Raw genomic sequence first — 12,610 nt, 5'->3', positions numbered from 1 at the left:
GACTAAGTGTCTAACAAGCAAATTCTCGAAGCGTACCGTCTGTTCGACCGCGCCTCGTCCGGTGACTACCGCGCGAAGGCCGACATGGTGGAGTCGCTCACCACTAGCGACTTCCCGCAGCTCCTCGGCCGCGGGTTTAACACGAAGCTCGCTGCCGCCTATCAGGCGCTCACGCCGGTGTGGTCGCAGTACTCGACCCGCACCACGGTGCAGAACTTCAAGCCGCAGACGTATAAGCAGCTTCTCGGCTATAACGGCCTCGAACTCGTCCCGGAAGCAACCGAGTACCCGGCGGGGGACTTCTCCGAGACGAAGTTTGAGTTCCAGGCCCGCAAGTATGGCCGCCGTCTCGGCCTCACGTACGAGATGATCGTGAATGATGAACTGGGCGCGTTCCGCAACATTCACGACACGCTCGCGCAGGCCGCCCGCGACCTCGAAGGCACCGCGACCGCGGACGCGCTTCTCAACGGTAAGCGCACGGACGTGAACACGGACTTCTTCAAGGCCGCTAACGGTAACGCCCCAGAGTCGGCAGCGCTCACCCGCAAGTCGCTCCAGGAAGCCATTGAAACTGTCTCGCAGAAGCGCGACGTGAACGGTCGCCCGCTCGTCCGCCCGAACCTCGTTCTCGTGGTGCCTCCGGCTCTCGAGTTCCAGGCACGTGAGATCGTAAACGCCTCGCAGATCCGCCGCACCGACGGCGACACTGAGGTGACGTCGGCGAACATTCTCGCCGGTGCTGTCACTGTCGTGGTTGACCCGAACCTCATGCGTTCGACTCACGCGAAGGCCTCCAAGACGTGGTTCCTTCTCCCGGCACCGAACACGGCGCGCCCCGCACTCGTGACCGCGTTCATGTCCGGGCATGAGACTCCTGACCTTCGTTACAAGAACGACCAGGGTAACCGTGTTGGCGGCGGTTCGATCCCGGTCGGCGAGGGCTCGTTTGATGACGACACGATTCAGTACCGTGTCCGCCACATTGTTGGTGCCGCAGCTATCGACCCGACGTTCACGTTCGTGTCCCGCGGCAACTGACATCAAAAGCAGGGGCGGCCAGTTATTTGGGTAATGGGGGACTGGCCGCCCCGCCCCCTGTTCTTTCTAATCTTTGGAGGCAACCGTGCTTATCGACACCGTGCGCACACTCGTTGGCGCTACAAGCGACCAACTAGCAGACGACACGATTGTGGCACTCGCGAACGTCCTCGGCGTAGACCTGGACTCGACGGACCTCCAAGCAACCCTCCGCGTTGCAGTGCTCGCCGCGGAAACACTCGCCGCGAACGCCACCCGCATGGTCGGCGTAACCCAGGTGGAAGACATCACCGTCGCGTGGGACAAACAGGCAGACGCGTGGCTGAAAGTCGCTGAACGCCTCCGCGCGCGACTGGATGACTTGACGGTGGCAGACGATGACGGCGGACCGTTCGTTGTCGAGTTCCGCCACCACACTCGCAGTAACGAGGCGGTGGAGCGTGGATTCAATTCTTTCTAACGCCCGCGCTATCCAGGAGGCCGTGATGGTTGACCGCGTTCGGGTCGAGCGGGTCACGGGAACGTTCAACCGTGCCACGGGGGAGACGGAGGAAACGACCACTGTCGTGTGGGAGGGCAAGGCGCGGCTACCTCGGGCCGATGCCGCGTCCCGCGTCCCGCACCTCGCGGGGGAAGCAACACCCGCTGACCCGGTCGTGATTATCCCGTGGAACGCCGACGGGGTAGAGGCTAACGACCGCGTGACCATCACGGAATCTATATCCCCAGGCATGGTGGGCCGCGTCCTGTGGGTAACAGACACGTCACCCCGCACATTCCAGTCCGCTATCCACCTGACGTGTAGGGAGGTTCGTGATGCTTCACGGCTCGAATGAGATAAACCGTCTCGCGAACGACCTCGCGGCGGCCCCGTTGAAAGCACAACGGCGCGCCACTACCGCGCTTGGTAAAGCCGTGAAAGACATTGAGGCGACCGCGAAAACACTCGCCCCCGTCGACACTGGTTTCCTTCGTTCGAGTATTAGCTCGGATGTTTCGGTGCGCGGTTCGAGTATCCGCGGCGAGGTAGGCCCAACCGCTAATTACGGCGCTTACGTCGAGGGCGGAACACGTAGGCAACGCGCACAACCGTACCTGCGGCCCGCCACGGACATGATCGTCCCACGGTATGAGGACGCGGTTGCTCAGATTACGGAGGACTTGCTGTGAACCCGTTCGACGTTTTCGACGCAGCCGTTCGACTTCTCGAACCGCTCGGCGTTCCGGTCAACCCGAAGGACGCACCGGCCCGCATGATCCGCGTGTCGATCACTCCCGGCACGGTTGGCAACCGGCGCATGTCTGCCGCAGCCGTTGATCGCGTGCACACATTGACCGTGATGTGTGTCGGGCAGACCGAAGAGGAAGCCACATGGCTCGCCTACTACGTCACCGACATGTTGGACGGCGCGCGCACCGGCACACCGGACGGCACGTTCACCGACACATCATTCGACGGCGACCCGCTACCCGAAACCGCCACGGCCCCACGGTCGTGGAGCAAGACACTCACGTTCCAGTGGACAACGAAACGGAGACGACATGAACGCGAAAAGTAAACCCGCCCAAGTAACCGAACCGTACAAGCACCCGGGGGAGTGGGTTCGCGCGAAGCACCCCACCTCTGGTGCCCACTACACGACGACCCGCGCACTCGCAACAAAGGCAGGCGCGGAGATTCTCGAAGGACACCCCGCCGTCGATCGTTACGGCAAGCCCCTGCCAACGAAACCGCGTATCGAACTCACTAAGGAGACAAAGTAATGAGCGACCAGGCACTCAAGATCATTCAGTCCACCACCGGCATGGACGGTGTTATCGCCTCCGGTAACACGCCCCTGTGGATCGTTCAGAAGGAAACCATCGGCGCGCCTCTCACTGATCAGGCGAAGACGTTCCCGCTGACGGCTCTCACGACCGCCGCGGACACGGTGAAGGCCGATTGCCACATGAACATGGACGGGTTCTCGGCGACCCGTAACCTCACGAACCGTGACCGTAAGCGCATGTGCGAGAAGTTCACGCAGTCCGTGAAGACGGGCGAGTCGATCGACCTCACGCTGACCGCGATCTATGACCAGCAGGCTGGCGCGGAAGATCTCATTAACGCCGTGTACACGGCTCTCCCGGAGGGGCAGTCCGTCTATGTTGTGCAGGCGTTCGGGTGGGACTCGCAGAAGCCCGTCACGGCTGAAACGAAGGTGGACGTTTACCGCATGAACGTGCAGCAGCGGTCGAAGAATCAACCGGTGGATGGTGAAGACCTCATGTTCACCGCTACGGGTTCGGGCGACCTGTATTTGCAGGACGTGAAGCTCGCCTAATAGTCGTGGGGCCGTCGGTGTTTCCTTGCCACTGGCGGCCCCCCTTTTTTCTTCTAGGAGAACCCCATGCCCCAACCGAAACACGAATTCACGACCACTATTGACGGCAGCCTCGAAGTGGAGTGGCAGCAGCTCGAACAGAAGATTGCGGGCTACTCCCTGATCTTCAACCGCAGTGAAGACGAGGACCTGGCGAAGGAAGCCGGGGCGATGCTCGACGACCTCCGGGACCAACAGGACGAGCTGAAAGACAAGATCAAGACGGCCGCCCGCGTGATTACGGTGGAACGCCTCGCCCCGAAAGACTTCGGCCGGTTGATGGCACAGCACCCCCCGCGTGAAGGTGACCCGTTCGATAAGGAAACCGGGTTCAACACTGACACGTTCGACCGGGCGCTCATGGACGCGGCTATCACGAAAGTGGTGGACGGCCACGGCAACCCGGTTGAAGGGTTCCAGTGGGCGGATGTTGTTGACGAGATCTCGTTCGGGCAGTTCCAGACGATCATCAAACTTGCCCTGTCGCTCAACACTTCACAGACCGCGGTCCCTTTCTCGCTAGCCGAATCCGAGAATCGGCAGACCTCAGAAACGAATTAGAAGCAGCGGCAGCTCTCGGCATCCCATATTCCCATTTCAGGGCGTGGGATGACGCTGACCGCGACCTCGCCCTCGCCCTCCGCCGCGTGGAGGCTGAGGAAGAGAAAAACAAGTGCCCAATCTGTGGCGGTGACGCGTCGCAGTGCCAGGACCCGAAGAACCAGCGGGCGTTCGAGGCCGTGTTCAAGCGGTGTTATGTCGGCCGCGCAATCCAAGCCGGTATGCGGGCGCGCGGAGATGACCCGGACGCGCAGGCCCTCGTAGCGTTCGCACGGTTCGACGAAACCAAACAAAAACAGTAGGAGGCGCGCGTGGCGCAGGAACGCACGATCCGCACAGTGCTCGAGTTGAATGTGTCGAAGTTCCAGGCGAACGCGACCCGTGCGGGTGCCGCCGCTAAAGGACTAGCGCGTGAACTCGACGCCGCGTCCCGCGCCTCCCAGAACCTCGACAAGAACGCCTCGAAGGGCAGCAAAGCCGCTCAGGCCGCGCGTGATCTGGAACAGTCGTATTCTCGTGTCGGCACGACAATGCTCGGCGCGGGCACCGCTATGGCCGCGGGTCTCGGTGTGGCTGTGAAGGCCGCGATGGACTGGGAGTCGGCGTGGGCGGGCGTGAAGAAAACCGTCGATGGCACGCCGCAGGAAATGGCGCAGCTTGAAGGCGAACTTCGCGGTCTCGCTAAAACACTCCCAGCGACCCACGCGGAGATCGCCGGTGTCGCGGAGGCTGCGGGACAGCTCGGTATCGCCCGGGAAGATGTCGCGTCGTTCACGAAAACCATGATCGATCTCGGCGAGTCCACGAACCTCACCGCGGAGGAAGCCGCGACAAGCCTCGCCCGGTTCTCTAACATCATGGGCACGAACGTGGGCCTCGTGGACAACCTCGGTTCGACTCTCGTCGGATTGGGTAATAACTTCGCGACAACTGAATCTGAGATCCTCGCGATGGGCATGCGCCTCGCCGGCACGGGCCGTCAAATGAACATGACCGAAGGCGACGTTCTCGGTCTTGCCGCAGCAATGTCCTCGGTTGGTATTGAGGCTGAGGCGGGCGGCACCGCCATGTCAATGGTCATGAAGAAAATGGACGCGGCTGTCCGTGAAGGCGGCGACGGCCTGGCCGGGTTCGCTGAGGTCGCGGGCGTATCTGCTGAGAAGTTCGCGACGGCTTGGCGTGAGTCCCCGTCGAAGGCTCTGGAAATGTTCGTCGGTGGTTTGAACCGTGTTCAGGAGTCTGGCGGGTCTGTCGCGCAGACTCTCACCGAGCTAGGCATCAAAGGCATTCGCGAGCAGGACACGATGTTGCGCTTGGCGGGCGCGCATGAGGAGCTGGCGCGGGCGCTTGCTGCCGGTAACGAAGAGTTCGTGAAGAACACGGCACTCCTCGCGGAAGCTAATCAGCGTTACGAGACGGCGGAGTCGCGTATGCGTATCGCGTTCAACCGGATCGTGGACGCGGGGATTAGTCTGGGCGCTTCACTGTTGCCGGTGTTCGCGCAGGTGGCGGAGGGCGCGGCGTCTCTCGCAGACGCGTTCAATAGCCTTCCCGGGCCGGTGAAGTCGATTGTGGGGACGCTCGGCGCGGTGGGGTCGGTGGCGCTTCTCGCGGGCGGTGGCCTCATGAAGTTGGTCCCGGCGGTGCGGGACTCGGTGGAGGCGTTCAAAACATTCTCAACGTCGGCACCGAAGGCGACGAAGGCATTCAAAGCGTTCGCAGGCGTGCTGGGTGCTGCGGGCATCGTGCACACGCTGACGTCCATTGGCGGGTCGATGCAGGACTTCTCGCTAACCGCGGAAGAAATGGCGATCAACACGCTAAAAGTCGCTGACTCTGCAAAGGCCTGGGATCGCATCTTCGACGGCATGGACATGGGCATCAAGTCCACTAAAGACTTCACGGCAGCCCTAGAAAACATGGCGAACCCCGGCATTCTTGACCGCATGTCGAACCTAAGCGCTGATCTCGGTGGCGTCATCGGGTTCGATGTTCCTGGATGGGATGACGGCGCGCAGCGTATGCGTGAGTTTGGTCGGTCACTTGCTGAACTCGCGTCGACTGACTTTTCGGCGGCTCAAGCGTCATTCCGCAACCTGTGGGAAGCTACCGACCAGAGCCAAGAAACGTGGTCGAACCTGTTGAAGCTCATGCCGGACTTCCGCGGGAAACTCGTCGCTATCGCAGAAGCGAACGGCCTCAACGCTACTGAAGCAGAACTGTTGCGTATCGCCCTCGGTGAGCAGGCCGTCCAAGTAGACGCGACCGGTAAAGCCTTCGCCAAAGTCGAACCGGAAATGAGCGCCGCACAGCAAGCAACACAAGCGCTCACCGAAGCGAACGAAGAACTAATGAAGACACTGTCGGACATTGGTAACGCGTTCCTCGGCGTGCGTGGCGCGGCCCGTGAATACGAGGACCAGATGAAGGCCGCAGCGGAAGCAGCGAAAGAGAACGGCAAGCACTGGGAGGACGGGACACAGGCCGCTAGGGATAACGCGGAAGCCCTCGACTCTCTCGCCTCGTCAAGCCTCCAGTATCTGGACGCGTTGGAGAAGAACGGCGAACTCACGTCGAGCCACATGCAGAAGGCCCGCACCGACATCATCAACGCAGCGGAAGCGTTCGGCGCGACGAAAGAACAGGCCGCACAGTACGCCGACCAGCTCGGCCTGACCCCTGAAATGATCCAAACGAAAGTCGACCTGGAGGTGCAGCAGGCGCAGCAGGGGATCGACAACTACGTGGCGAAGTTTGGGGAGGTTCCGCCGTCTGTTTTGACGCAGGCTGAGGTTGATAAGCGCGCAGCGGTCGATAGCTTGGACGCGTGGAGTGGCCAGGTGGCGGAAGCTGACGGGAGAAAGATTCAGACGGATGTTGCACTGAACTCGGGTGAGGCCCTCGCCTCTGCTGAGCAGGTTCAAGCGGAATTGAACAAGTTCCCCGACTTGGTGAGCGTCGTCGTGAATGCTGACACCTCCGGCCTTCAAACGAAAGTCAAGGCCGCTGACCTGCAACTCGCCTACATCGGTGCGCAAAGCCCGGAACCGAAACTCGGCTTGAACGATAAGCAGTTGAAGGCTGCGGGGGCCGCTGCGGAAGCTCGGTTGAAGGAGCTAGACGGGATGAAACCTACTCCGCAGTTGAAGGCGGAAAAATCGGCGCTTGAACGTGTCGTGAAAGCCGCGAAAGGTGACCTGAATTCTGTGAAAGACAAGAACGTCAAAGTCACCGCGAAAACTAGCGGCAAGGGCGACGTGGACGCTCTGCGGAATAGCGTCGCTGGGTTGCACTCGAAGGATATTTCGGTTCGTATCCGCACTTTCGGCATGAACGCGTTGGCGGCAGCGAAACGAGCCGCGGGTCTCGCGCACGGCGGTTGGGTGTCGCCTGGGTTGTCGTCTGGCGGGTGGGTGCCTGGCGGATATCCGGGCCCTGGTGTGGATAACGTCCTGTGGCCGTTCGCGCCCGGCGCGGCCCGCGGCCGTTATCTGGCTCAGCCTCTCGCGGGTGACGAGTACGTCGTGAACGGCGCGCAAGCGAGGAAGTTCGGGCCGGTACTTGAGTACATCAACAACGGCGCGTCTATGCGGGAGTTTGCTAACGCGGTCGCGGCCCGCGGCAACGTGACTGTGGAAAACAAGTTCTACGGGTTGAATCGTGAAGCGGCAGACATCGCGGCAGAACAGACTCTGGGCCGTGTGCTTAGCTCGGTGAGGGGGCTCGTGTGATTGATTCACTAACCGTCGGCGGCGTAGATATGCTTCGCGGGCCGTGGGATATGGAGCGCGTGACCGGGTGGTTTGACACGCCCGGGGTGCGACTCGAAACCGTGGACCGTTTGGGGCACGGTGAGCACACGTCGGATGGGCGGTGGTCTAACCGGCTCGTTCGGATCACTGGGCTGTTTCATCACGATGACTGTGACGATCAGCAGGCGGAGCGTGACCGGCTCGCTGGGCTGTTTCACGACGGGCAGGCGGTTGAGGTTCGCATGGTTCACGGCGGCCTCGATCTCGCTAACAATTTTCGGTTAGCGGATGAGTTGAAGGTCGAGCCGGACACGGACACGCTGTCGGATTTCGACATGCTGTTGGCAGCAGTCGACCCGTATCTTTACGCGCCGGAGCAGGTGACGTTCCTTCACCCGGTCGGTACGGGTGTCGGGCTGGAGTATCCGCTGTTCCACCGTGGTGGCGTACTCACGTTCGGGACGGGCATAGCAGCGAACGACCCGATCCGTAACGCGGGTAATGCGGAGGCGTGGCCGGTGCTCCTCGTCGTGGGTAACTTCCCGGGCGGGTTCGAGATCACCGTGAACCGGAAGACGATCACGTGGCCGTGGCCCACCACGAAAGCGCGCCCGGTTGAAGTGCGGATGGATGGCGCGATCTTCGAGGCCGGTTCAAACACGACTCACCGCGCTTCCCGCCGCGACTGGGTGAGCATTCCCCCGGGCGGGGTGATTGCGCCTGAGTTCAGTGCGTTGCAGGGCGGCGAGGGTTGGTGCGAGGTGCACCACCGAGACACTTACATCTAGGAGGCAAATAATGGGTTACCCGCTTGGTAAAGAACCGGTGAAGATCGGCACTCGCCCCATGCCGGAAGAGCAAGATGTTTTTCAGGGGACTTCCGCTCAGGATATGCAGCGCGTCCTCTGGGGCCTATATGTCGGCGATGCGCCCCTGATCGTTCGTGGCTGTGAGGTCACGGGCACCTCCAAGATGGCGTACAAGGTCGCGCCGGGCGTGGTGTATATCCCGGTTGGTGACGCGCGGGGGATGCTCGTTCCTGTCGACGGTGCGACGGTCTCAACTGAACCGGCCCCGTCGAGCGGCGCTCGCGAAGAATGGGTGTACGTCGATCAAACTGGGGCGATCAAAGTCGCGGCGGGGTCCCTCCCGGCCGGGACGGTGGGGCTTGATCGTCGCCGTGTGCCGGCGGGCGTGACTGCAACAACTTCGGCCCCCGGTATCGAGAATCACGGGTTCGCGATGCTCCTCGGCGCGTCTATGGGGCGGCTTGGCCAGTGGACTGACACGCTCGGTTACCGAACTGTGGTGCCGTCGTGGAAGCAGACGGTGTTCTCGAAGACTTTCACGCTCGCCACGGACCGGCTTCTTCGTTTCGATCTTAGGCAGTCGATGGCGCTTGAGAAGCCGTCGAACTATAAGGGGTCGTTCGTGTGGGAGATCGTCGTGGACGGTGCGGTGTTCAAGACTTTCGAGTTTGAGGTCGGCGAGATCGCGGAAACGAAGTTCGTTTCCGTAACGAAGTGGATGCTACGCGGTGACCACACGGTGAGCGTGGTGCGCCGCCAGCAGCGTGACCCGAACGTGAAGTGCCTCCATTACATTGGTTCGTCCGCGAACTGGCCGGGCAACGGCTTCGAACTGTCGGATGTGGGGCTTGCACAGTGACGTGGCGTGTGTATCTCGGTAAAACGATGACGGGGCAGGTCGGGCCGCAGCTGGACGCGGTCGGCGGGTCCCTCGATGACGTATTGAATGACGTGAAGAAGGCGACCGTGGTCGCAACTGAAGCGTCACTCGATGGTGTGTCGCGTGAGTGGTGGTCGGTGTGGGCCGGGTGCGTGCTGATCTCGTTTGAAGATTGGTACCAACCTGAAACACTTATCGCGGCGTGCCCTATCACGTCCCCTGTGAAGCAAGATCGTAAGACGGGCACGGTCACGTTCGACTGTGCGGGCGTGGAGGCGCTTTTGGATAAGCGCGTGGTCCTGGACCAGGACTACCGGCCGGGGGACGAGGACAAGCTACGCAAGTCCACTATCGCGTGGGATGGGGTGTCGCTCGGGTCGATTGTGGGGCGGGTCGTCGAGAAGGCTATCCGTAAGCGTAACGGGTTCCTCCCCATCGTGATCGACCCGGAAGAAAAAGCGAAGCGGCAACGCACCTATGAGGGTTGGAATCTCGCGAACAACGGCGCGTGGAAACGCATCAAGGAGATTACCGAAGTCATTGGTGGTCCGGATGTGGCCTTCCGTGCTGAGTGGGCGAACGAGGAGAGGACGCAGTTCCAGTGGCGGCTCGTGACGGGCACGGAGGCGCAGCCGGGTATTGCGCAGAAGGTGACACCAGTGTGGGACGCGACGGCAGCCAGATCCCCGGTTGCGGCTATCTCGGTGACGTCCTCTGCTGAAGCCCTCGCGAACCGGGTTTACTGCACAGGCGCGGGTGAGGGCGCGGGCACGGCGGTGCGCATGGCTGAGGCCGGGACGATCTCCGAATGGTTCCCACTGTTGGAGAACGTGATCACGGATAGCGATTCGGAGAACCTGGACCTGTTGAAGCAGAAGGCTGAAGCGGCTGTCGCGACGCAGGCCCTCGACCAGATCTCCCTCTCGATCTTCTCGGACGACACCGCGCCTATCGGTTCGTGGCACGTTGGGGACCAGGTGGAGGTCGTAACAAGGGGCTGGCTTGAGGTTCCGGATGGCGCGCATCTTTTGCGGGTTATCGCGGCGAAATACAACCTCGACTCGAACAAAGCCGATGTCGAACTACAACAAGACAGGTTGGGGGCTGAACTCGCGTGGTAAAACGCACGAATCTAAAGCCTAGCCCGGAACGCGCGCTCGCTGACTTGACGGCGAAGCTCGCCGCGAAGGCGCAGCAAGTCGACACGCGACCCGCCGGGATAAAGGATCTCGGTGAGCACGGCGACGTGATCTGGCAGGACACTAACCCGGAGACGGGTGCGCCTCGTGGTCGTAGTGTTCGCCGGTTCGCTGTGGAACTGGACTCTACGGTGGAGCGCGCGGCGGCGCTTGAGAAGCGCCTCGCGGACTCCGAGGCCGAGCTGGACGAGGCGCGGGAGGGCCTAGCGAACCTTCGCGATAAAGAACTACCCGCGCTGAAAGAGCAGCTCGCGAACGTCGGTGACGTTGATTTCAGCGAGTTTGACGCGAAGATCGCGGCAGCGGAAGCTCAGATCGCGGCGACCGAGCAGGCGTGGAAAGACGCAGTTGAGGCCGAACGCACTGACCGTGAGCAGGCGGACGGCAACCTCGGTGAGCGTATCGACGGCGTATTCCGCAACATGACCGTGACGGACACGTCGTACCTGTCGAACGCGGTTATCGGTGAGCTGGCAGCGCGTATCGCGAAAGTGATCGAACTCGAAGCCTCCCGTATCACGGCGGGCGAGATCGGCGCTGGCCAAATCAACGTGGTGGAACTCGCTGGCGAGGTCGCGCGGTTCATCTCGCTTGACCTCTCACAGCTTCGAGTCACGGATAAGACAGAACTCAATGAAGCAGTTGCGCAAGCGATTGCCTCACGCACCGCCGAATTTCAAAAAGCATTCATCCAGAACCTTCGCACGAACGGCGCGGCGATTGACGAGGCTGTTATTGGTGACCTCGCCGCGAACATTATTACCTCTGGCCTTTTCCGCACGGCAAAGGAGGGGCAGCGGATCGAGATCGACTCCAACGGCTTCACGTCCTACGGCGTGGACGATGAGGGCAACGACATGGAGCTCGTGAAGATCGCGCGCGATGGCACCGCCACGATCGACACTGGCAAAGCGTCGATGGATGCGGACGGGGGTGTGACGGGCCTCGAAGGCAGGTTCGAGAAACTCTGGGTTGCTGGCCGCGAACTGTCAGATGTTGTTGCTGACGGCCCGCGCGGTGTAGTCGCGTGGGGCAGGAGGTCCACAAACACGAACTTCCGAAAGAGCCTCACACGAGTGCTGGAGGTGTGGACGACGTTGCAGCCGGGGCGGCTCTACCGGATCAGCAGCTCGCCGTTTCGCGTTGACGTGAACTCGAACCCCACGCAGCCGGTCTGGGCGCGTCTGGAATATTTCGAAGTGCCATACGTGAGCGACGACAAGATTTACAGGCTCAACACCTTCCCGGCCACAACTTCCACGTGGGAGCACGTGGTGCCGGGCATGTACTCGACGTTCGCGACCGGGCCGAGCGGCCTCAACCTTACGGAGCCGAAAGACTACAGTTTTCTCGTTCGAACCGAATCGCCGTCGGCCTACCACCGCGCGGTGCTTAATGGTTTACGCGCCGATCTCGTGATCGAAGACATCGGCCCCGATATTGAAGAGTCTGGCCAGGCGTGGGATGACCCGGAGGAGAAGGCCTCGACACCGACACCGCCACCACCACCGCCCCCGCCGGTAAAGACGAAGCGCCACGCCTCCCGCAAGGCGACGGCGTGCGCGACGTATTACCGTGGCGGGTCTCGCCAGTCGGGGAAGAATGACGCTACCCAGGGCTACTATTCGCGCGTTGGCAACCGTGAGGGCATCTGGCTGTTCGGAAACATGCCCGGCGAGTTGTCCGGCTCGAAGGTCGAGCGGGTGCGGCTCGGGTTCTGGGTGGCGCACACCTACAACGCTTCGGGCGGTGTCGCGCACTTCCATCTGCATGGCCGCTCGTCGTTCGGAAACACGGCCGGGCTATCCCGTTACGTGGGGTCTAGGAACGTGAAGCGCAACTCGTGGGTGACGTTCGATATTACCGACCCCGGTATCTGCGCCGGATTCGCGAACGGCACCTACAAAGGGTTCGGCATCTCAACGAACAGCACGGGCCGCAACGAGTACATTCGCGGCAACCCTGACGCGACCCTAGAAATTGATTACTGGAAGTGAGGACAATA

General features: G+C 61.6%; 13 protein-coding genes. All 13 read left to right on the top strand.

Features of this window, described 5'->3' with window-relative positions; all coding sequences use genetic code 11:
- Positions 1–6 precede the first annotated feature (6 nt).
- The 13 genes from HMPREF1484_RS09725 to HMPREF1484_RS09660 all read left to right on the top strand — a co-directional run bounded on the left by HMPREF1484_RS09725 (position 7) and on the right by HMPREF1484_RS09660 (position 12,602).
- Positions 7–1,041 (top strand): Mu-like prophage major head subunit gpT family protein, encoded by a 1,035-nt coding sequence (locus HMPREF1484_RS09725; RefSeq protein ID WP_016664869.1) that lies wholly within the window; start codon positions 7–9, stop codon positions 1,039–1,041.
- An 85-nt stretch (positions 1,042–1,126) separates the two neighbouring features.
- Positions 1,127–1,501 (top strand): hypothetical protein, encoded by a 375-nt coding sequence (locus tag HMPREF1484_RS09720; protein WP_016664868.1) that lies wholly within the window; start codon positions 1,127–1,129, stop codon positions 1,499–1,501.
- A complete protein-coding gene (locus tag HMPREF1484_RS09715) occupies positions 1,482–1,877 on the top strand; it encodes a DUF6093 family protein (RefSeq protein WP_147594918.1) in 396 nt (131 codons plus the stop codon). Before HMPREF1484_RS09720 ends, HMPREF1484_RS09715 begins: the two co-directional genes overlap by 20 nt.
- Positions 1,858–2,211 (top strand): HK97-gp10 family putative phage morphogenesis protein, encoded by a 354-nt coding sequence (locus HMPREF1484_RS09710; RefSeq protein ID WP_016664866.1) that lies wholly within the window; start codon positions 1,858–1,860, stop codon positions 2,209–2,211. The genes HMPREF1484_RS09715 and HMPREF1484_RS09710 overlap by 20 nt, the downstream gene beginning before the upstream one ends.
- On the top strand, positions 2,208–2,600 hold the full coding sequence (locus HMPREF1484_RS09705) for a hypothetical protein (protein ID WP_016664865.1): 393 nt from the start codon (positions 2,208–2,210) through the stop codon (positions 2,598–2,600). The genes HMPREF1484_RS09710 and HMPREF1484_RS09705 overlap by 4 nt, the downstream gene beginning before the upstream one ends.
- On the top strand, positions 2,584–2,805 hold the full coding sequence (locus HMPREF1484_RS09700; protein WP_016664864.1) for a hypothetical protein: 222 nt from the start codon (positions 2,584–2,586) through the stop codon (positions 2,803–2,805). Before HMPREF1484_RS09705 ends, HMPREF1484_RS09700 begins: the two co-directional genes overlap by 17 nt.
- Positions 2,805–3,365, top strand: a complete 561-nt coding sequence (locus HMPREF1484_RS09695; RefSeq protein ID WP_016664863.1) for a hypothetical protein — start codon at positions 2,805–2,807, stop codon at positions 3,363–3,365. The genes HMPREF1484_RS09700 and HMPREF1484_RS09695 overlap by 1 nt, the downstream gene beginning before the upstream one ends.
- Before the next feature lie 66 nt (positions 3,366–3,431).
- Positions 3,432–3,965 (top strand): hypothetical protein, encoded by a 534-nt coding sequence (locus HMPREF1484_RS09690; RefSeq protein ID WP_016664862.1) that lies wholly within the window; start codon positions 3,432–3,434, stop codon positions 3,963–3,965.
- A gap of 311 nt (positions 3,966–4,276) precedes the next feature.
- A complete protein-coding gene (locus tag HMPREF1484_RS11025) occupies positions 4,277–7,696 on the top strand; it encodes a phage tail tape measure protein (protein ID WP_016664860.1) in 3,420 nt (1,139 codons plus the stop codon).
- The gene (locus HMPREF1484_RS09675) at positions 7,693–8,505 is read left to right on the top strand and encodes a hypothetical protein (RefSeq protein WP_016664859.1); all 813 of its coding nucleotides are present in this window, start codon (positions 7,693–7,695) and stop codon (positions 8,503–8,505) included. Before HMPREF1484_RS11025 ends, HMPREF1484_RS09675 begins: the two co-directional genes overlap by 4 nt.
- 10 nt (positions 8,506–8,515) lie before the next feature.
- On the top strand, positions 8,516–9,385 hold the full coding sequence (locus HMPREF1484_RS09670; RefSeq protein WP_016664858.1) for a hypothetical protein: 870 nt from the start codon (positions 8,516–8,518) through the stop codon (positions 9,383–9,385).
- A complete protein-coding gene (locus HMPREF1484_RS09665) occupies positions 9,382–10,527 on the top strand; it encodes a hypothetical protein (protein WP_016664857.1) in 1,146 nt (381 codons plus the stop codon). The genes HMPREF1484_RS09670 and HMPREF1484_RS09665 overlap by 4 nt, the downstream gene beginning before the upstream one ends.
- Positions 10,521–12,602 (top strand): hypothetical protein, encoded by a 2,082-nt coding sequence (locus HMPREF1484_RS09660; protein WP_016664856.1) that lies wholly within the window; start codon positions 10,521–10,523, stop codon positions 12,600–12,602. Before HMPREF1484_RS09665 ends, HMPREF1484_RS09660 begins: the two co-directional genes overlap by 7 nt.
- Positions 12,603–12,610: the final 8 nt, after the last annotated feature.

The organism is Dermabacter sp. HFH0086 (assembly GCF_000413375.1).
Lineage (GTDB): Bacteria > Actinomycetota > Actinomycetes > Actinomycetales > Dermabacteraceae > Dermabacter > Dermabacter hominis.
Note: the sequence above shows the minus strand (reverse complement) of the source record. Positions and strands in the feature narration are given on the sequence as shown.